Origin of the sequence: Tepidibacillus decaturensis (genome assembly GCF_001561915.1) — a bacterium.
GTDB classification, from domain to species: Bacteria; Bacillota; Bacilli; order Tepidibacillales; family Tepidibacillaceae; genus Tepidibacillus_B; species Tepidibacillus_B infernus.
The window spans coordinates 1,324,705-1,345,876 of the sequence record NZ_LSKU01000001.1; the positions used below are offsets into that span (position 1 = coordinate 1,324,705).

The window sequence follows — 21,172 nt, forward strand, 5'->3', positions numbered from 1 at the left end:
CCACTAGCTGGTTTTTAGAAGAGCAACACGTTTTACGTGAAGTAAGCCTTCAATTTCTTTCATCACTTCTTGGTTTATAGGCTGATCGGTTTCAATTACCATAAGGGCGGTTGAACCTTTTTCTTTTCTTGCTACTTCCATATAGCCAATATTGATTTCGAACAGACTTAAAACATTGGAAACAGAAGCAATCACACCAAATCGATCTTCATGAATCACAATTAAAGATGGGATATTTCCAGAAACCTTAATTTTAAATCCATTGATTTCAGTAATCTCCGCTTTACCACCACCAATAGAAATACCGGTGACTTCCAATGAGTTGTGATCATCTTCAAGGTGTATTTTTGCTGTATTTGGATGATCTGCTTCCTCTTCACTGATTACAAACTGTACGTCTATGCCAAAATCTTTTGCAATCACAAGAGAGTCTACGATTCGATTATCATAGGTATCAAAGTCTAATAAACCTCCAACAATCGCCACATCCGTACCATGCCCTTTATAAGTATTTGCAAAAGACCCATATAAGGTGATAATGGCCTTTTTTGGCATTCTACCAAAAATACTTCTTGCAACTCTTCCTATTCTTGCTGCCCCAGCGGTATGTGAGCTAGATGGGCCAATCATAACCGGTCCAATAATATCAAAAACAGAATGATATTTCATTTTCTCCTCCTGTGCCTAATCAAGTATGTTCTAAGCAAAAAATCTTTCTTTCATCCATAAAAAATTTTCTCAAATTCATTAACCTTTAGCAAGAGTAAACTACTTTCACATCAGAGTTAATCATATACCCTCTTTTCTTTAGTAACAGACATTCAGTTGATTTTTCTAACTGTAAAAAAACCCCTTGCCTAAAATAAAATGTCCTTTACAAAGGGTACATTTTAAAATAGGCTTGGGGTTTATCAGCAACACTCAACTAAGATTTATACATCATGATTGCTAATGTTCCAGGACCTACATGAGTACCGATAACAGGTCCGATTTCCGTAATGACAAAATCCTGAACATTCATTTTTTCCCTTACGAGTTGTTCTAGCTTCTGAGCTTCTTCAAGGTTTATTGCATGAGAAATTCCTACACGTACTTTTTGATCTTTTGCATAATCCATTAACATTTCTATAATCTTCGCCGTCGCTTTATTCCGTCCTCTTACTTTGTCAATTGCAAAAACTTCTCCTTGGTCATTCAAAGACAAAATAGGTTTGATGTTTAATAAAGATCCAAACAATGAGGAAGCCCTTCCAATACGTCCACCTTTATGTAAATAAGTTAAAGAGTCCACTAAAAAATAAACTTGAGTATCCTTTATAAGTTCTTCTGCTATTTGAATCGCTTCTTCAAAGCTCTTGCCTGCCTTTACTGCTTCAGCAACTCCTACAACAATGATCCCAATCGAGTAAGAAGCCTTTTTTGAATCTAAAACTGCAACTTCGATTCCTTCTTCTTCGACCATAGACCTAGCAAGGAGTGCTGATTGGACGGTTCCACTTAATGCAGCTGATAAATGAATCGAAATGATTTTGGCTTCATTTCCATTTGCCAACTTTTGATAAGTTTTAACAAAATCCATTGGAGATGGCTGTGATGTTGTTGGTAACTCATCAGATTGCTTTAATTTTTCATAAAAAACATTGGGCGTAATGGTTTCCCCATCAAGGTAGGTTTGATTTTGCATATGTACCTTTAATGGGACAACCGTTATTCCTAAAGATTGTGCAAGCTCTTTAGGGATATCTGCAGTACTATCAGTAACGACATAAACCTTCCCCATTTTGTCACCTCTTATTCCTCAAGTGAGAAAATAAAATAATACAATGGTTGACCGCCATTATGTATTTCAACTTCGAGGTCTGGATAAGTTTCAGAAATTCTTTTCTCTAATTCATTCAATTGTTCAACATTTACATCTTCGCCATAGATAATGGTTAAGATCTCTTGATTTGTATCAATCATTTCCTTTAATAACATAAATGACGTCTCAAGCATGTCATTGGAAGTAGAAATGATCTTTCCGTCGGCAATCCCTAAATAATCACCAGCTTTAATTTCCATACCTTCAAATTTTGAATCTCTAACTGCATAGGTTACCTGTCCTGTTTTAACGTGTGCTAAGGCTTCAACCATCAATTCTTTATTTTCTTCTAATGAAGCATTCGGATTAAATGATAATAAAGCCGTCATTCCTTGAGGAATAGATTTAGATGGAATCACCGCGACAGGCTGATCCACAAGTTTTTGCGCTTGTTCAGCTGCAAGAATGATATTACTGTTATTTGGAAGAATAATATATTTTTCTGCATGAACTTCTTTCATGGCATTAACAATATCTTCAGTACTTGGATTCATCGTTTGCCCACCACTAATGACGATATCTACCCCAAGACTCTTAAAAATTTCACTAATCCCTTCTCCCAAGGCAACAGCAATGATTCCATAGGGTTGTACCTCTTTTGTCGCTTCATCGTCCATATTTTCTTCAGTCTTTCCATTACTAGACTCAACATTTCCAGCAGTATCATGATAATATCCTTCACCTAAGACGATGTGGCTATGCTGCTCCCTCATATTATCAATTTTAATTTTATGTAGACTTCCAAAGTTCATTGCAAAATTTAAAACGTCACCAGGATGTTCAGCGTGAATATGAACTTTAACAATTTCATCGTCAGCAACAACTAACAGAGAATCACCAAATTTAGAAATATTCTTTCTAAATTCTATCTCATCAAATGATTTAGCTTTTATTATTTGTTCATTTAGTCCAACGATAAATTCGGTACAATATCCAAATTCAATTTCTTCTGTTGAGAGCTTTGCTTGAACGGGTTGATGTTTATGAGCCATCTCTGCCAAACTAGTTTGTTCTCTATTTTCCATCACCGATTCTTCAAATTGAAGCGTTTCTTCCCCTTTTAGAGCAGCCAAAAATCCTTCATAAATAAAGATTAAGCCTTGTCCCCCGGCATCAACGACCCCAACTTCTTTTAATACAGGCAACAAATCCGGTGTCTTCAATAGAGCAACTTTTCCTTTAGCAATCGTCTCTTCCATCACTTTCACGATGTTCGTTTCACGGCGAGCCACTTTTATCGCTTCTCGAGCCGCTTCTCTAGACACCGTTAAAATCGTTCCTTCAACAGGTTTCATTACCGCTTTATAAGCAGTATCAACACCTAGTTTAAGCGCATCAGCAAATTGTTTACTATCGATGGTCTCAAAGTTACTTACATATTTAGAGAAACCTCTAAACAACTGTGACAAAATCACACCTGAATTTCCCCTCGCTCCCATCAATAAACCTTTTGCAAGGGCCCCAGCAGCTTTGCCGATATGATCGGTATTGATTTTCTTCAACTCGTTAACACCTGATGTAAGTGATAAATTCATATTGGTTCCTGTATCACCGTCTGGGACAGGAAATACATTTAGCGCATCAACATCTTTTACATGACGATTAAGATTTTGCGCTCCAGCAAGAACCATTTGCGTAAATAATTTTCCATCTATTTGTCGGTCGTTCACAAAAATCCTCCTTACCTACACTTGGGTCACACGGACACCTTGCACCATTACATTTACTCTAGAAACCTTAACACCAATCGTATTCTCTAATGTATAAATTACTTTTTGTTGCACATTATGAGCAACCTCTGAAATTTTAGTACCGTAACTAACAATAATATACATATCAATAACAACCTCTTCATTTTCGCTACGCACTTCAATTCCTCTGCTAAGGTTCTCTCTTCTTAGTAATTCCGCAATACCATCTTTAATTTGCTTACGAGAAGCCATACCAACCAAGCCAAAGACTTCCATTGCTGCAACTCCTGCAACAGTAGCAATCACTTCATTGGTAATAAAAACTTTGCCTAACTGATTTGACATTTCAATTGTCATGAGTTAATCCCCCTAAGAAATAGTATACCTTTGGGCTATATCTTATTTTACTATATATATTGTCATAATAAAAGTTTTTGATGATTTTTTATGGAATTCTGGTTCAAACTCGACTTGAAAAAAGGAATTTGATATGCTACTATATCCAAGTATGTAATTCTTTGTGTATGTAACATCATTATTATTCATGTTTTTTAAGTAGTTTATAAGGGGGTGGGCACATGTCTCGTAAGTGCTATGTTACTGGTAAGAAAGGGCGTACAGGAAATGCTGTAAGTCACTCCAATCGTAAAAATAAACGCAAATGGGGCGTTAATGTACAAAAAGTTCGTATTTTAGTAGATGGCAAACCAAAACGTGTTTATGTAAGTACTAGAGCTTTAAAATCAGGTAAAGTTACTCGTGTTTAATGAAGATTTTTGAATACAAAAAAGCACCAATCTTGGTGCTTTTTCTACTGTTTAAAATGAAGAATAAGTCCTATTCACGAACTTACTTCTCTTTTTGGAAGATTCCCATGACGGCTTTTACAAAGCCTCCTAAAAATTTTGGAAGTTTGATTGTATAGAATCTCACCCCTACCCCTCCCTTATGGAAACGTTCATTATTCTCAGATTTAATGAAAAGATCATCAAATACACAAGTGCCTAATACAGTATATTCATCTATCCAATAAAATGTACAAAAAAAGCAACTATTTTTTATAGCTGCTTAGTCTTTACTTTCAATGATTAATAATATTCCTTTTAAGATTAAAATCGTTCCCTTTTCCTCTACTAATTCATTACTTATTCCATAGGGTATGCCTAGTTTCATTACTGCATTTTGAAGCGGGTATTTGAATCCGGAAATCGTTAATCCCTCTACTTGATCACTAAATGGAATTAATGATACATAAGTATATTTACTTTTATCAATAATTTTTCTCTGTCCAGGTAAAAGGATTTGAATTCGGTTATTACCACCTATCATGACAGCTTCCACATTCTTTTCAGCTGCTTGCAATAGGACATGAATGTTCGCTATTACATGGTCTAACCGGGTTCCAATCCCCCCTAATAAAGTAATACGTTTTATATTTAAAGTAAGTGCTAACTGTACAGCTAATTCTGTATCTGTTTCATCCTTTTCGGCGGGAGACTGATGAATTCGATCGGCGTATTGGGTTTTTACTTTTTCAAAGAAAGAAGTATCAACCGAATCAAAATCGCCAACAATATAATCTGGTACAATCCCATGAATAATAAGCCATTCTGCCCCACGATCAACCCCAATTACAATTGCACTTTTTTTGATGAAGGGTAAAATGCTTTCAGTAAGTAGTCCACCTGTTACAATCATAACCTCTTCCTTACCCATTTACTACTCCCTCACTTCTTTACCATATGGTTAGATTTATAACTAATTGTATCAAATTTATATGAATGAAGAAAAGAAAGTTATCTTTCTTTACTAAGAAAAGGGACATGATTTACATGCCCCACTCTCAAGTTATTCAGCTGATAACCAAGCTTTTATTTTCTCTTCGTTCTCTTCTACCCATTTTTTTGCTGCTTCTGTCTCATCCATTCCATCCTGAATCCATCCCATTACTTGTTCCATATCGGAAGGTTCCCAATAAAATTGATCAAAGAAATTGTAAAGGGTTGGATCATCTTCTTTTAAACCTTTACGAACAAGTGTATCGATTTCCTCTGCTTCTCCATATATTCCCTTTGGATCTTCAAGATATTTTAAGTCATATTTAGCAAACATCCAATGAGGGGTCCAACCTGTTACTACAATCCACTCATTATTTTTATAGGCTCGATCTAGTGCTGCTGTCATAGCTGCATCGGAACTTGAGCGAAGATTAAGGTCTAGCCCATATTTTTCGATGGCAATATCAGTTGTAGCCATAATTCCTGCCCCAGCGTCGATTCCGACGATGTCACCATTAAATTTGTCTTTATTCTCATTTAAGTCTTCAATAGAGTTAATATCCACATACTTTGGTACTACTAAACCAATAATCGTTCCTTCTAAATTAGGCCCTAAATTTTCTAACTTATCTTTGTGTTTTTCATACAATGCTTTCTGTGTGGTTGGTAACCAAGCAGCAACAGTTGCATCTGCTTCACCACTAGCGACAGAGTTGTACATTGCACCAGGATTTACCTGTTTCATATCAACTTCATAGCCTAATTTATCTTCCAGAATGGTTTTAACAACATTTGTGCTTGCAATTTCTGATGCCCATGCAACATAAGAAAGAGTAACTTTTCTTTTTGCTTTTTGTTCATTTTTTGCTATTTGATCCTCTGAAGTTGGAGTTGAACTACATCCACTTAGAACCAAACCTAAGCTCAAAACGGAAATTAATAAGAAAACACCTACTTTTTTCATGTTCATGAAATTCCCCTCCTATTTTTTATCTATTATTTTTGCGTTGACCAAGGTTTTGGGTTAGGCGGTCTAAAATAATAGCCAATACAACAACTGCTAATCCTGCTTCAAAACCAACACCAATTTCTAAATTGGTAACCGCATATAAGACAACTTCACCCAATCCTGACGCCCCAATCATTGAGGCAATAACAACCATGGACAACGAAAGCATAATCGTTTGATTGATTCCTGCCATAATCGTTGGCAAAGCTAAAGGGATTTGCACCTTCCATAGTTTTTGTCCGCCTGTAGAACCAAAGGAATCTGCAGCTTCAATTAATTCACTAGGTACCTGTCTAATGCCTAAATTCGTTAATCGGATCGTTGGAGGCATCGCAAATACGACAGATGAAAGCACGCCCGGTACCACTCCAATACTAAAGAACATTATCGCAGGTAATAAGTAAACAAAGGCTGGCATGGTTTGCATCATATCTAGAATTGGGGTAACAAAGTCCCTAACCACATCATTTCTTGCCGACCAAATACCAATCGGGATTCCAATAATAAAAGAAATAAAAGCTGAAGAAAGAACTAATGATAAAGTTTCCATGGTTTCTTTCCATAAATCCATATTATAAATGTATAGAAATCCTATCAAAGTAAAGATCGTCATTGATTTTTTCTTTGTTAATAACCAGGACAGTAAGACGATCCCAATGATGAAAACTGGAATAGGTATGGTTTGCAAGAAATGGGTAAGAGAATCAATAGGAACACCTACACCTTTTTTGAAAGCATCAAAAAAAGGTTGGTACTCTGTGGTCATAAATTCAGTTATTTGATCTATCCATTCTCTTATTGGTAGTTTGTGATTATTCATCCATTGGTCCATCTTCATTCACCCCATTTCCTGATAAGGCTCCAATCACTGCGCCACGAATCACTGCCCCTTTTAAACGTTTATCTTCATCGACAACAGCAACTGGTATTTTTGCTACAGCAACTAAAGGCAATAAGTCACTTAATACCGTTTCCGGCTTAACCCTTAGCACATCTTTTATCATGACTACATCAATAGGTAAATTCTGTTTTATTGCCCGATCTGCATCCTCTGCTGTTAACGCGCCAACTAGTTGTTTTAAACGATTGACTACATAAATACTAGATATTCCCAAATCTCTCATTCTTTTTAAAGCGACTCTAGGGCCATCTTTTTCAATCGTTACCGACTCAGGTCGTTTCATTACATTAGCTGCCGTTAATACTTTAGACCAGTCTACATCTTCAACAAATCGTTCTACATACTCATTAGCTGGATTCATCATGATTTCTTCTGGCGTACCAATTTGTACAATTGATCCATCTTTCATCAATGCAATCCGGTCGCCAATTCTTAATGCCTCATCCAAATCGTGTGTAATAAAAATGATTGTTTTTTCATTTTAGCTTGTAATTCAATTAATTCATCTTGCATTTCTTTTCGAATCAAAGGATCTAAAGCACTAAAGGCTTCATCCATCAATAAAATTTCTGGATCATTTGCTAGTGCCCTTGCTAGTCCAACCCTTTGTTGCATTCCGCCACTTAATTGATCAGGATATTGTTGTTCCCAACCCTTCAAACCGACCAATTCTAAGGCCTGTTTCGCTTGTTTTACCCTACTATCCTTATGTAAACCTTGGATTTCTAATCCATACTCCACATTTTCAAGAACAGTTTTATGAGGAAATAGCGCAAACCGTTGGAATACCATACTAATCTTTTTCCTTCTTACCTCTCGAAGTTGATCTTGTCTCATCTTCGTGATTTCCTCATTTTGAATCCATATCTGGCCAGCTGTGGGTTCAATTAATCGATTAAGCATTCGCACTAATGTAGACTTACCACTACCTGATAATCCCATAATCACAAATATTTCACCCTGATAAACACCAAAGTTCGCTTGATTTACTCCTACTGTTAATCCTGTTTGATTTAAGATTGTATTTTTATCGATTCCTTTATTTAACATTTCAATTGCTTTACTGGGGTTGTGACCAAAAATTTTAGTTAAATTTTTCACCTCTAATATCTTCTCCATAATCCACCTCTTCTCGAAGCACATTTCAAATGATTACTTTTCTATTTTAAGAAAACCTCGAATAAGAAACAAACATTATATTCCGTTATTTCCTTGTATATTGTTCATTCAGAAAAAACTGTACAAAATTATTTTAGTGTATACTTAGAAATCCTTTCAGATCCTGCCATATGATACCTATCTTAACTCTTTACTGAAATGGCTCAATTAGTTACAATAAAAATCGAATGTTTTAATAAGAAAAGTACATTTTAGTATAATCATTTGTTTTTTAGTTTGAATGAATAAATAGACGTTAAGATGGGGAGCGGATCCATCAATGAGAGATGATCAACAAATCTTAGAAGAGGCTCGGGAAAGGGTCATTCAATCGATTGCTGATAACATGGACTTATATGGGATTACAGACTCTATAGGTAGATTATATGGTACTCTTTATTTTTCTGATCGTGCCTTAACCCTTGATGAAATGCGGGAAAGCTTAGGTATGAGTAAAACCAGTATGAGTACTGGAGTTCGAACTTTATTAGATACAAAGATGGTACATAAGGTTTGGAAAAAAGGTGTAAGAAAGGATCTTTACCAAGCAGAAGGAGACTGGTATAAAACCTTTTTTGATTTTTTCTCTACAAAGTGGAAAAGGGCTATTGAAATCAACTTAGCAGCTATTGAAAAATCAAAACAAGATTATAGTTATTTGATAGAACGAAAGGAAACTATACAAGAAATCAGAGAGCTCGCCCAATTAGACTTAAAAAAGCTAGAAGAAGCTGAAAGCTATTATTTTTGGTTAGAAAAACTAATCGACACTTTTGAGTCAGGGGAGATTTTCAAACTGATTCCAAAAATCAAAGATAACCCACAAAAGTGACGATCTCCTTCAAAGCGTATTCCGATTACTTTTGTGGGGTTCTATTATAATAATGAAAAGAAAGTTATATTTTACCGATAAAAATGGGGGAAGCGTTGTGCTATCCCCTTATTTCTTATCCTTTTAAACTAGTGATGGCTTTGATTCGATCATTTTGTCCAAACACAAAAGAACCTGCGACTAATACATTGGCCCCTGCTCCAATCACAGATTGATAAGTCTTGTCATTGATTCCTCCGTCTACTTCAATATCTAAAGATAAACCTCTTTCATTAATTATATCCTTTAACTTCCTTATCTTTGGAAGAGTAGCAGGAATAAATGTCTGCCCGCCAAATCCTGGATTTACTGTCATGATCAGTACCATATCTAGGTCATCAAGAACATATTCTAATTGATCTAATGGAGTAGCTGGATTGATGGCAACAGAAGCTTTCACTCCAAACTTTTTGATCAAATGAATAGTTCGGTGCAAATGATTGGTTGCTTCAGCATGTACCGAGATTATGTCGGCACCGCTTTTTGCAAAATGCTCAATATATTGATCTGGATTTTCGATCATCAAATGAACATCTAATGGCAATTTTGTAATAGGTTTTATTGATTCTACAATTAGAGGCCCAATTGTAAGATTAGGAACAAAATGTCCATCCATTACATCAATATGCAGGAGATCAGCGCCTGCCTGTTCAACGGATAGAATCTCTTCCCCTAGTTTTGCAAAATTAGCAGAAAGAATGGATGGTGCAATTTTAACCACAAGCAATTACCTCCACTTATTTTCTTCTTTTTCCTTTATCTCTTTTAAAAAGCTTATATAATGCTCATAGCGATCACGATCAATCAACTGCTCGTTTACCGCTTCTTTTACAGCACAACCGGGTTCATTCAGATGTAAACATCCTCTATATCGACATTGATCTGAAAATTGATGGATTTCTTTAAAAAATTGATTTAATTCTTCTGACTCAATCCCATGAAAATCTAGTTGACTAAATCCGGGTGTATCCGCCACCATCCCGCCTTCTGATAAATGAATCAATTGAACAACTCTTGTCGTATGCTTTCCTCGGCCTAATTTGAAACTAATATTGGAAGTTTCTAATTGTAAATCAGGCAAAATCGCATTTAATAACGATGATTTTCCTACACCTGATTGTCCTGCAAACACCGAAATCTTGTTCTTTAACATTTCATTCAGTTCTTCTATACCTTTTCCATTTTTGCTACTCGTTTTGAGGATCGAATATCCCATCTGTTCATAAGTTTGTAGCAGGTTTTGCAACTTGTTTTCTTCAGCTAAGTCTAATAAGTCTAATTTTGTAATGCAGATGATCGGTTTAATTTCTGCCTTTTCAACATGAACAATAAACTTATCTAATAATAAAGTACTAACATCGGGTTCTTTTGCTGAAAATACCAAAATGGCTTGATCTACATTGCTAATCGGTGGACGAATCAGTTGATTTTTTCTTATTTTGATTTCTGTGATAAAGCCTTCATCTTCATTCACTTGATCAAAGCTTACATAGTCTCCTACTAAAGGAGATTGTTGGCGTAATTTAAATACACCCCTAGCCTTACAAGCAAAGGTTTTCCCTTCCGACTCAACATAATAAAAACTGCTTAAAGCTTTTACAATTTGCCCCTCAGGCATAAAGTACCTCCAATTTTAATAATACTGAACGGTCTTCATTTTAACTAGCTTACCATTTTTATAAACATTGATTGTCCCTTGTTGATCAGGCAATAGTAGAAGTTCTATATTATCGTAAAACTTCGGTCCTGTGATCGTTTCCTTTTTCCAAATTACATCTGTTCCCCTTGCATCACGTAGAATAATCGTAATCTCTGCACTTTCATCTTCCTCAAGATCAACTAATAGATCGCTATAGATCGATTTTAATTCTTTAGGATAACCAAGGCTTACATAAATATCCACTTGATCTCCAGCAGTCACTTCCTGATTAGGATCAAAAGGAAATTGTCGATAGACTTTTCCTTCTGGTTGTTGGTAAGAATAATCTTTTTGTACCCTAGGAACTAAACCTATAGCTGTGACCATCGCAACCGCTTCTGCTTCATCTCTTCCAATTAGATTTGGCATTTTCAATTGTTCTTTTCCTTCACTTATAAATAATATTACTTTTTGTTCATCAGGTACAACCATCTCTTCAGCATTAGGTTCTTGCTTGAACACTTCGCCACTAGGGACCTCATTATTAAATTCTTTTTTTATTTCAATATGATTTTCATTGAATCCTAGCTGTTGTAGAAAGATTTTTGCTTGCCGCTGCTGCTTATTCAGCAGATTTGGCATCGCTACCTTTTCCTTACCTAAACTAATATAAAGTGTGATTGACTGACTTGTTTTCATCGTTTCACCTGGATAAGGTTCTTGTTTGATTACTTTCCCCTTTTCTACAACTGGATCTGTTTTTTCTTCTATTTTATAAGTCAGATTTAATTCTTGAAGCAGTTTAATTGCATCTTCTTTCGATTTTCCCTCTAGCAAAGGGGCTTCTATTTCTGGAACGACAAGTTTACTGCTTATATACTGAAATCCAAAAACACCAAGCAATAACAAGAAAAATATCGTTAAAATCGGGACTAATTTAGGCCGTAACGACCTTTTTTTATTTTTGCGTGACTGGGTAGAATATGCGTCATTTGCATTAAACTCCTTCATTGCAGGTATGGTTATTGTATTTTCTTCATCATCATCAAAAACATCTGTTTCCAAAAGGATCCTTGGCTCGTGGATACGTTTTGGGTCTAAAGCAGTCTTTATATCTTTGAACATTTCTTCTGCTGAAGCATATCGTTTTAAAGGATCTTTCATCAATGCTCTTAATATGATATTCTCTACACTTTGGGGAATACTGGGATCAAGTTCCCTTGGATAGATAAAATTTTCCTGTAAATGTTTTAATGCGACCGAAATAGGGCTATCCCCCGAAAAAGGTAAACTACCAGTAATCATCTCATAAAGGACAACACCTAATGAATATAAATCTGTTTTTTCGTCAGTCCAGCCCCCTCTAGCTTGTTCAGGAGATAAATAATGGACAGACCCTAAAACTGACCCTGCTTGTGTAATCGTTGCTGAGGAAACAGCTCTGGCAATTCCAAAATCCGTTACTTTTACTTGACCTTGATTTCCAATTAAAATATTATGAGGTTTAATATCACGATGTATAATATGATGTTGATGCGCATGATCTAATGCTAACGCAATCTGTTCAGCAATCTTTAAGGCCTCTTTTATTGAAAGTTTTCCTTTTCGTTGAATCACTTCTTTTAAAGTTGAGCCCTTCACATATTCCATAACAATATAGTAGATTTCTTTTTCTTCCCCAATATCAAAAATCTTAACGACATTTTCATGGGATAAACTAGCTACAGAATGGGCTTCCCTACGAAATCTCTTAACAAAGTCATCATCATGTACATATTGCTGACGTAAAACCTTAACAGCAACTTCTTCTTGAAGAACTTCATCTATTGCCCGAAAAACGTCAGCCATGCCACCTCCGCCAATTTTCTCCACAATCTTGTATCGGTTTGCTAATAGGATGCCTATCAATTCAGATCACCTCTTTTCCTGAGCCAATTCATTTAATCATGGCGAATGACAATCACAGAAATATTGTCTTCTCCACCTGCTTGATTGGCTAATTCAACCAAATGATCTGTAATCTCTTGTGGAGATAATCGTGCTTGGTTGACTACTGATAATATTTTCTCTTCAGACAAGCGGTTAGTTAAACCATCAGTACATAATAATAGAGTTTGATCTTGACTCCATTCGATAACATGCATATCAATTTTTACATTTTCATCAGTACCTAATGCCCTAGTTAATACATTCTTTTTAGGATGGTTTATCGCTTCTTCTTGAGAAATTTGGCCACTTTTTAATAATTCATTCACTAAGGAATGGTCGGTCGTAAGTTGTTTAACCTGGTTTTCAGTAAATAAATAAGCACGACTATCCCCAATATGGCCTATAATAATCCATTGAGGACTGATGATAGATGCGATAATGGTTGTTCCCATTCCCCGATAATCTTCTTGATTTATCGATTGCTGGTAAACCTTAGAATTGGCTTGGCGGATTACGAATTCTAAAGCGTTTTGATATTCTTCAATTGTTCGTTGTTCTTGAATCGTTGATTTTAATTCTTGATAGATCGTTTCGACTGCTGTCTTACTTGCAATCTCTCCAGCCAAGTGTCCCCCCATACCATCAGCAACAATAGCGATCATCAATTCATTGGTATAAGGTTCACTCAAGTACACACAATCTTCATTGATTTCTCTTACCTTGCCCACATCTGACCGAACCGCAGCTAACAAACTCCTCACCTCATAGTTTAAATTCGTGTTTTATATGTTTTGCCCGTAATTGACCACACGCTGCTTCAATGTCTCCACCTTGTTCCCTTCTTATGGTCACATTTACTTTATGTTTTTCAAGGATTTTTTTGAAATTAAAAATTTGATTTCTAGGTGTTCTTACATAATCTCTTTCTGGTACATGGTTTACAGGAATTAGGTTTACATGACATTTCAAATCTTTAATTAAATTGGCTAATTCTTCTGCATGTTCATCCTGATCATTTACGTTTCCCATTAAAGCATATTCGAATGTAATTCGTCGATTTGTGGTATTTACATAATAATGACATGCTTCCATGAGCTTCTTTAATGGATATTTTCGGTTAATAGGCATTAAACGTGTTCTTAATTCATCATTTGGTGCATGTAAAGAAACCGCAAAACCTACTTGCCATTTTAGATTAGCAAAATCATAAATCCGTGGAATAATTCCACTGGTAGAAACGGTAATATGTCTTTGACCAATATTTAGCCCCCTATTGTCATTCACGATTCGGATAAATTGAATCGTAGGCTCATAGTTATCAAAAGGTTCACCTGAACCCATGACAACGATGCTACTAACCCTACCCTCTTCTTTATCAAGAATTTTTTGTGATTCAACCACTTGGGCAACAATTTCTCCAGGAGTAAGATTTCTAGCAACACCTCCCAATGTTGAGGCACAAAAGGTACATCCCATCTTACATCCTACCTGTGTCGTAACACAAACGCTATTCCCATAATCATGTCGCATAATCACCGTTTCTATCGCATGACCATCATAGAGTTGAAATAGGAATTTCACTGTTCCATCTTGAGATGTGTGCTGATTAAGAGTATGAAGGGCTTGAAATTCGAACTGATCCTCTAATTTTTGCCGAAGTGTTTTTGATAAATTAGTCATCTGTTCTATTGAATCAACCCTTTTTACGTATAACCAATCAAAAATTTGTTTTGCACGATAAGCAGGCTCTTGGTTTTCTTTTAGCCAATTTTCCCATTCTTCAAAAGTTAAATCATAAATATTTGTTTTCTCCATGTTGTTAATCACCGTTTCTTAACAAATTTCACTACTTTATTCTAAGGATCCGACTAATGAAAAAGCCATCGCTATCAAAGTAATGAGGTAGAATTTGAATCATTCCTTGTCTTGTATCTAGTTTCTCATTGATCGCCTTTGGTAATACATTGGCAATCTGCTGATCTAGCCTGAAGTCCGAATGTTGTTTTATAAACTCTCCCACTATTTTTTGATTCTCCTCAGTAGTCATTGTACAAGTACTATATACGAGAATCCCGCCTGGTTTTAATAAAAGAGATACGTTTTTTAAAATATCTTTTTGAATCTTCGTCAATTCTTCAATATCTGTTTCTGCTTTAACCCATTTTAAATCAGGTTTCCTACGAATAACCCCTAATCCAGAACAAGGAACATCTAATAGAATTCGATCAAACACTTGTCCAAATTGTTCTTTGATTTTCCTAGCATCCGAATGAAGGGTTTCAATGATATGTAAGTCAAGTCTTTCTTGTTGTTCTTCAATCAATTTGATTTTATGTTTATGTAAATCCGCTGCAATAATTTTCCCTTGATTTTGCATGAGTTCTGCTAGATGTGTCGTTTTTCCTCCTGGAGCAGCTGCAGCATCAAGAACGAACATACCGGGTTTTGGGTCTACTACATGTGCAACAAGCATTGAGCTTTCATCCTGAATAGTAAAATACCCATCTTTGTACCAATGGGTAAGTGCAAGATTGCCTCTACCTTTTACTCGAATCCCTTGTTCTGATAGAGGAGATGGAAGAACTTCTGTGTCCTCTCCTAATTCCTCTTTTATTTTTTCCATCATTTCATCCCTAGTAATCTTTAAAGGATTAACCCGAATTGAAGTATGGGGAGCTATGTTGTTAGAGCGACAAACTTCTTCTGCTTCTTCTATGCCATAATCACGAATCAACCGTTCCACTAACCAATCAGGGTGAGAATGCTCGAGAGCAATACGTTTCACATCGTTCAAATCAGTAGGAAATCGAATCTGATCTTTATTCCGAATGATGTTTCTTAACACACCGTTCACCAAGCTAGCGATCCCTTTATGCCCTTTTTTCTTTGCAAGATTAACTGCTTCATTTACAATCGCATGTACAGGAACTCGGTCTAGATACCATAATTGGTAAACACTTAAACGAAGCAAACTTCGAACCCAGCTTTCTAATTTATTGGTCTTTAAAAAAGGTTGTAGAATCCAATCAATTGTATTTAGATGCTGAATCGTACCATAAATCAACTCTGTAGCAAAATTAGCATCCACTCGAGATAAATTGGCCTCTTTTAGCGCTTGATTGAGTTGTAGATTACTATAGGCTTTTTCTTTATCGACTTTGGTCAAAACCTCTAAGGAAACTTCTCTAGCTGTCCATTTCTTGTTCATTGCTGTCACCCATTTTTTCTCCTTTTGCTACTGTTGTACCCTGTAAAAAAGAGCTGATATCCATCTTTCTTTTTCCAGCCGGTTGAACTTCCTTTAAGGCAATTGCCCCATTTCCTGTCGCAATAAGACATTCACCCTTGTCCACTAAAAGTACGGTACCAGGCTTTTCTTGATGGCTAGTATCAACAGGTTCTGCCCACCATATCTTAAACACTTCATCTCGAAAGGTGGTGAAAGCGACTGGCCAAGGATTTAAACCACGAATTTGATTATAGATTTCTCTATTCGTTTTGTTCCAATTAATTCTTTCATCTTCTCTTTTTAATGTTGGAGCATAAGTTGCTAGTTCATGTTGTTGTGGAATGGGGTTTATTTCTCCGGACTCAATTTGTCTGATCGTTTCAATTAAAAGCTTGGAGCCTGCCTGACTTAATTTATCATGTAAGCTACCTACAGTATCTTTCTCTTCAATAGGAACTCTTACTTGGGTTAAGATATCTCCTGCATCTAACTCTTTTACCATATACATAATGGTAATCCCTGTTTCCTTTTCGCCTTGAATAATACTTTGATGAATAGGAGCCGCTCCACGATACTTTGGTAAAAGAGAAGCATGAACATTAATCGCTTTGAACCTTGGCTTTTCAAGAATCGCAACTGGGATAATTTGGCCATAAGCTGCCGTTATAATTAAATCAGGTTCCCATTGCAATACATGTTGTATCGCCGTCTCCTCTTTAATTTTTACCGGTTGAAAAACTTCAATCCCTAATTGTTCTGCTAGTACTTTAACTGGTGGAGGTGTCATGATTTGTTTTCTTCCCTTTGGACGATCTGGTTGTGTTACAACTCCTACCACTTGATAACCTTCATTGACTAAATGTTGTAAAGAGGGCACCGCAAAATCTGGGGTGCCCATAAAGACGATACGCATCAACTTCACTCCTATAGGTTTAAATCTTCTTTATAATATTCCTCTGCTAAGTCAGTAAATAAAATTCCATTTAAATGATCAATTTCATGTTGGAATGCTCTCGCCAATAATCCATGCCCCTCATAAATTCTCTCTTTACCGTTTCGATCCAAGGCTTTAACTTTCACATGTTCTGCTCTTGAGACTTTTCCTACTACACCTGGTACACTTAAACAACCCTCTGGCCCTATCTGAACGCCATCTTTTTCAATAATTTCAGGATTGATAAGTTCAATGAGCCCCTCACCTATATCAATCACAATCACACGTTTTAAAATAGCGATTTGGGGGGCAGCTAACCCTACGCCTTCTGCATCGTACATGGTTTCGGCCATATCGTCTAGTAACTTATGGATGCGTGGGGTAATTTCTTCTACCGGTTTGGAAATTTGTCTTAATAGTGGATCTGTATCTTTTAAAATCACTCGAATTGCCATTTGATTCCCTCCTTACATTAATACATAGGGGTCTACATCTATACTGATCAACAATTGCCGATCTTTCAATGCTTCATTTACATGTTTAATCGCTTGCTGAATCCATATCATAATAGATGGTTCATCATTATATTTTATCATGCATTGAAACCGATATCTATCTTTTATGCGTGAAATGGGTGCAGTTACTGGACCCAAAACTTCAACATTTGCAGAAACCAACGCTTTCATTTCCCTAACTAGACGTTCACTTGCCTTCATGACAACCGACAGTTCGGGATGACTCAATTGAATCGCAATCAATTTTCTAAATGGAGGATAATCCATCATTTCTCGATGTTTTAATTCTTGTTGGAAAAAGGATTGAAAATCATGTTGACTAGCATGTTGAATACTATAATGTTCAGGCGTATAGGTTTGAATCACCACATCACCAGCCAATTCATGTCTCCCGGCTCTTCCGCCTACCTGTGTTAATAATTGAAAGGTTCGCTCTGCCGCTCGAAAGTCTGGTAATCGTAGCATTGTATCTGCAGCAATCACTCCTACTAAAGTAACTTTAGGAAAATCTAATCCCTTGGCAATCATTTGCGTACCTAAAAGAATGTCTGCCTCGTGTTTGCGAAACGACGTCAGAAGTTTTTCGTGAGACCCTTTTTTACTTGTGGTATCTACATCCATCCGAATCACTCTAACACCTGGAAATCTCCTTGCTAATTCTTCCTCTACTTTTTGCGTTCCAGTACCAAAGTAGCGAATATGAGAACTACCGCATTCAGGACAATTTTTGGGTTCATGTTCAGCATACCCACAATAGTGGCAGCGTAAAACATGATTTGTTTGGTGGTAGGTTAAAGAAATCTCACAATGTGGGCATTTCATCACATAACCACAAGAACGACACATGACAAATGTAGAGTACCCTCTGCGATTTAAGAATAAAACGATTTGTTCTTTTTTGTCTAACCGATCCTCGATTTTTTCTTGTAGTGCATGACTAAACATGGACCGGTTTCCTTTTCTTAGCTCCTCCCTCATATCAACGATATGAATGGTAGGCAAAGCTCTACCTAATACTCGATTCGGCAATTCTACCAAATGATAACGCTGATGGATCGCTTCGTAATAAGACTCCATGGAAGGCGTTGCACTTCCAAGAATAACGGTCGCTTGGTGATAGTTTTGTCGCCACAAGGCAATCTCCCTAGCATGATATTTTGGATGTTCTTCTTGTTTATAAGAGCTTTCATGTTCTTCATCAATAATAATAAGTCCCAAATCTTTAAATGGTGCAAAAATAGCAGATCTAGCTCCTACTACAATTTTTGCCTCTCCCCGTTGAATTTTTCGCCATTCATCAAGTCTTTCTCCTTGAGATAAACGACTATGTAATACAGCAACTAGAGATCCAAACCTTCCTTTGAAACGTTCAACCATCTGAGGTGTTAACGAGATTTCCGGGACAAGAACAATCGAATCTTTTCCTTTCTCCAAATGATGTTCAATGACCTGTAGGTAAATCTCTGTTTTCCCACTTCCCGTTACTCCATGTAAAAGAAAAGGACTTTTCCTACCATTTTGGAAAGATTGAATGATTTGTTGTAATACCCCTTCTTGTTCAGCGGTTAATTGAACTTCTTTATCATGAAAATGGCGATCTTTGTATGGGTCTCTTCCCTGTTCTTTTTCAGTGATTTGCAAATAACCCTTTTTGATTAACGTTTGAACAGTGGAACGGGTCACTTTTAAAGTAGCTAGAAGGAAAGCCAACTCCATTTCTTCAGCTTGATTGATTAAAAAGTACTCTAAAATCTGTCTTTGCTTTGTTGCCTTTTTTGGAAAACTGGCGATTTCTAAAAGTAATTGCTCTGATGGCATCTTCAATTGAACAACATTTATTTTTTTCTTTGTTGCCTTATTTTTGATTTGTTTATCTAGTCTTAGTACCTCTTTTTTGATCAAAGATTTAAGCAGATGAGATCGATCAGGAAATTGTTTTAAAAGTTGCGATTGTTTAACTGGTTCATTCTCACTAACCCAGTGTTTAATCTCTAATTCTTCTCTAGAGAGTTGACCTTCTTCCTCATTTTCACCAATGGATATCGCTTGCTCTATCTTTGTTTTAAGTGCTGATGGGAGTAACATTTGCATCGTTCTAAAAAGATGACTTGTATAATATTGACTCATCCATTTTCCTAATTCGATTAACTCCGTTGTAAAGGATGGCTCAAGGTCCAAAACTTCTTTAATAGGCCTCACTTGCTTCACGTCTGTTGAGGAATGAAGGTCAAGTACAAAGCCTTCTGTTGTCCTTGAACCTAATGGAACCAATACGCGTACCCCCGGTTCAACCCTTGATAACAAATGTTTTGGGATTGCATAATCAAATCCTTGGTGGGACAAATCCGGAATATCAATCACTACCGTTGCATACACTCTAAATCATTCCCCTACTATTCTTTTATTGATTTCAGTGAGAATATGATGTGCTAATTCTTTTTTGCTTAATTTTGGAAAGTTGATTTGTTCTCCTTTTTTTGTAATTACTGTAACGACATTGGTATCTTGTTCAAAACCGGCACCTTCCATTAAAATATGGTTGGCAACGATCATATCCATATTTTTCTTCAATAATTTTCCTTTTGCCCGTTCTAATAAATCCTCAGATTCTGCTGCAAACCCTACAAAAAATTGGTCATTTCTTTTCCGTTCCCCTACTTCTAAAGCAATATCTTTGGTTCTCTCCATCTCAATCACCCAGGAACCTTCTTTTTTCTTAAATTTATGTGGGTAAACTTCTTTTGGACGATAGTCGGCAACTGCAGCTGCTTTAATAATCACATCCGCCTGATTAAGCTGGTTCATCACCGCTAAATACATCTCTTCAGCAGATTCAACGGAAATAAAATGTGCACCAGCTGGTGGAAGAAGATTGCTTTTTCCAGAGATTAGAATTACTTCGCCCCCCGTTCTAATACAGCTTCTGCCAAAGCATACCCCATTTTTCCTGTAGATCGATTGGTAAAGTAACGAATCGGGTCAATTTTTTCCCTTGTTGCACCAGCAGTAATTAAGAATTTTTTCCCTTTTAAATCCTGCTTTTGATTTAGAAATTCCTCAAGCTTTTCTACAATAAATTCGGGTTCTGCCAATCTTCCTTTACCAACATAACCACAAGCCAACAATCCTTCTTCTGGTTCAATAAAGCGAATTCCGCGTGCTCTTAGTATTCTCATGTTTTCTTCAACTGCAGGATGTTGATACATATGTACATTCATCGCAGGTGCTATAAAGATTGGGCTTGTTACAGCTAATAATGTAGTTGTTAACATATCATCGGCAATCCCATGTGCTAATTTACCAATGACATTGGCTGTTGCTGGAGCAACCACGGTGAGGTCTGCGTTGTCAGCAAGATCAATATGTGAAACTCCTTTGGGGTCTTTTTCATCAAATGTATCGATAAAAACATGGTTTCTTGATAAGATTTGCAAAGTGAGTGGTGTAATAAACTTGGTTGCTGATTCTGTCATGATCACTTGCACATTGGCACCTTTTTTGGTTAATTGACTAACTAAAGATGCTGCTTTAAAAGCAGCGATCCCTCCTGATATTCCTAATAAGATATTTTTCCCCTTCATTTTCAACGCTCCTTATGCTTACAAGGGAGTGAAATGACCCTTGTATTAAGGTGGAAATCGGGTAGGAGGCTGGCCA

General features: G+C 36.4%; 19 protein-coding genes and 2 pseudogenes. 2 read left to right on the forward strand and 19 right to left on the reverse strand.

What is annotated here, in order from left to right:
• Positions 1–3: 3 nt before the first annotated feature.
• The 4 genes from sdaAB to U473_RS06450 all read right to left on the reverse strand — a co-directional run bounded on the left by sdaAB (position 4) and on the right by U473_RS06450 (position 3,909).
• Positions 4–669, reverse strand: a complete 666-nt coding sequence (gene sdaAB / locus U473_RS06435) for an L-serine ammonia-lyase, iron-sulfur-dependent subunit beta (RefSeq protein WP_068724536.1) — start codon at positions 667–669, stop codon at positions 4–6.
• Positions 670–925: 256 nt separating this feature from the next.
• On the reverse strand, positions 926–1,780 hold the full coding sequence (locus tag U473_RS06440) for a DegV family protein (RefSeq protein ID WP_068724539.1): 855 nt from the start codon (positions 1,778–1,780) through the stop codon (positions 926–928).
• A gap of 11 nt (positions 1,781–1,791) precedes the next feature.
• Positions 1,792–3,531: a DAK2 domain-containing protein gene (locus tag U473_RS06445; RefSeq protein WP_068724541.1), complete on the reverse strand. Its 1,740-nt coding sequence runs from the start codon at positions 3,529–3,531 to the stop codon at positions 1,792–1,794.
• A gap of 15 nt (positions 3,532–3,546) precedes the next feature.
• Positions 3,547–3,909, reverse strand: coding sequence for an Asp23/Gls24 family envelope stress response protein (locus U473_RS06450; protein ID WP_068724544.1), 363 nt, complete (start codon positions 3,907–3,909; stop codon positions 3,547–3,549).
• A gap of 221 nt (positions 3,910–4,130) precedes the next feature.
• Between U473_RS06450 and rpmB the strand changes: the two genes are divergently transcribed.
• Positions 4,131–4,319: a 50S ribosomal protein L28 gene (gene rpmB, locus U473_RS06455; RefSeq protein ID WP_068724546.1), complete on the forward strand. Its 189-nt coding sequence runs from the start codon at positions 4,131–4,133 to the stop codon at positions 4,317–4,319.
• An 82-nt stretch (positions 4,320–4,401) separates the two neighbouring features.
• Here rpmB and spoVM read toward each other — a convergent pair whose 3' ends face one another.
• The 5 genes and pseudogenes from spoVM to proV all read right to left on the reverse strand — a co-directional run bounded on the left by spoVM (position 4,402) and on the right by proV (position 8,359).
• The gene (gene spoVM, locus U473_RS14555) at positions 4,402–4,485 is read right to left on the reverse strand and encodes a stage V sporulation protein SpoVM (RefSeq protein ID WP_068724548.1); all 84 of its coding nucleotides are present in this window, start codon (positions 4,483–4,485) and stop codon (positions 4,402–4,404) included.
• Between the two features lie 135 nt (positions 4,486–4,620).
• Complete coding sequence (locus tag U473_RS06465) at positions 4,621–5,268, reverse strand: thiamine diphosphokinase (RefSeq protein ID WP_068724551.1); 648 nt, start codon at positions 5,266–5,268, stop codon at positions 4,621–4,623.
• 132 nt (positions 5,269–5,400) lie between these two features.
• Complete coding sequence (locus tag U473_RS06470; RefSeq protein ID WP_201024154.1) at positions 5,401–6,300, reverse strand: glycine betaine ABC transporter substrate-binding protein; 900 nt, start codon at positions 6,298–6,300, stop codon at positions 5,401–5,403.
• A gap of 19 nt (positions 6,301–6,319) precedes the next feature.
• Complete coding sequence (locus U473_RS06475; RefSeq protein WP_068727501.1) at positions 6,320–7,159, reverse strand: ABC transporter permease; 840 nt, start codon at positions 7,157–7,159, stop codon at positions 6,320–6,322.
• A pseudogene (proV, locus tag U473_RS06480) lies at positions 7,152–8,359 on the reverse strand (glycine betaine/L-proline ABC transporter ATP-binding protein ProV). The gene U473_RS06475 and the pseudogene proV overlap by 8 nt, the downstream one beginning before the upstream one ends.
• Before the next feature lie 319 nt (positions 8,360–8,678).
• On the opposite strand from proV, the gene cudC reads away from it, so the two are divergent.
• Positions 8,679–9,230, forward strand: a complete 552-nt coding sequence (cudC, locus tag U473_RS06485; protein WP_068724560.1) for a choline uptake/conversion transcriptional regulator CudC — start codon at positions 8,679–8,681, stop codon at positions 9,228–9,230.
• A gap of 115 nt (positions 9,231–9,345) precedes the next feature.
• Here cudC and rpe read toward each other — a convergent pair whose 3' ends face one another.
• The 10 genes and pseudogenes from rpe to coaBC form a co-directional block, all read right to left on the reverse strand.
• Positions 9,346–9,990 (reverse strand): ribulose-phosphate 3-epimerase, encoded by a 645-nt coding sequence (rpe, locus tag U473_RS06490; RefSeq protein ID WP_068724562.1) that lies wholly within the window; start codon positions 9,988–9,990, stop codon positions 9,346–9,348.
• 6 nt (positions 9,991–9,996) lie between these two features.
• Positions 9,997–10,887: a ribosome small subunit-dependent GTPase A gene (rsgA, locus tag U473_RS06495; protein WP_068724565.1), complete on the reverse strand. Its 891-nt coding sequence runs from the start codon at positions 10,885–10,887 to the stop codon at positions 9,997–9,999.
• Between the two features lie 15 nt (positions 10,888–10,902).
• Positions 10,903–12,816, reverse strand: coding sequence for a Stk1 family PASTA domain-containing Ser/Thr kinase (pknB, locus tag U473_RS06500; protein ID WP_082732403.1), 1,914 nt, complete (start codon positions 12,814–12,816; stop codon positions 10,903–10,905).
• Positions 12,817–12,848: 32 nt separating this feature from the next.
• A complete protein-coding gene (locus U473_RS06505) occupies positions 12,849–13,589 on the reverse strand; it encodes a Stp1/IreP family PP2C-type Ser/Thr phosphatase (RefSeq protein WP_068724567.1) in 741 nt (246 codons plus the stop codon).
• Between the two features lie 10 nt (positions 13,590–13,599).
• A complete protein-coding gene (gene rlmN, locus U473_RS06510; RefSeq protein ID WP_068724570.1) occupies positions 13,600–14,652 on the reverse strand; it encodes a 23S rRNA (adenine(2503)-C(2))-methyltransferase RlmN in 1,053 nt (350 codons plus the stop codon).
• 31 nt (positions 14,653–14,683) lie between these two features.
• Positions 14,684–16,045, reverse strand: coding sequence for a 16S rRNA (cytosine(967)-C(5))-methyltransferase RsmB (gene rsmB, locus U473_RS06515; protein WP_068727504.1), 1,362 nt, complete (start codon positions 16,043–16,045; stop codon positions 14,684–14,686).
• Positions 16,023–16,979: a methionyl-tRNA formyltransferase gene (gene fmt, locus U473_RS06520; RefSeq protein ID WP_068724572.1), complete on the reverse strand. Its 957-nt coding sequence runs from the start codon at positions 16,977–16,979 to the stop codon at positions 16,023–16,025. Before fmt ends, rsmB begins: the two co-directional genes overlap by 23 nt.
• Positions 16,980–16,990: 11 nt before the next feature.
• Positions 16,991–17,455, reverse strand: coding sequence for a peptide deformylase (gene def, locus U473_RS06525; protein WP_068724575.1), 465 nt, complete (start codon positions 17,453–17,455; stop codon positions 16,991–16,993).
• A 12-nt stretch (positions 17,456–17,467) separates the two neighbouring features.
• On the reverse strand, positions 17,468–19,891 hold the full coding sequence (gene priA, locus U473_RS06530; RefSeq protein ID WP_068724577.1) for a primosomal protein N': 2,424 nt from the start codon (positions 19,889–19,891) through the stop codon (positions 17,468–17,470).
• A 6-nt stretch (positions 19,892–19,897) separates the two neighbouring features.
• Positions 19,898–21,096 (reverse strand): annotated as a pseudogene (coaBC, locus tag U473_RS06535) (bifunctional phosphopantothenoylcysteine decarboxylase/phosphopantothenate--cysteine ligase CoaBC).
• Between the last annotated feature and the right edge of the window lie 76 nt (positions 21,097–21,172).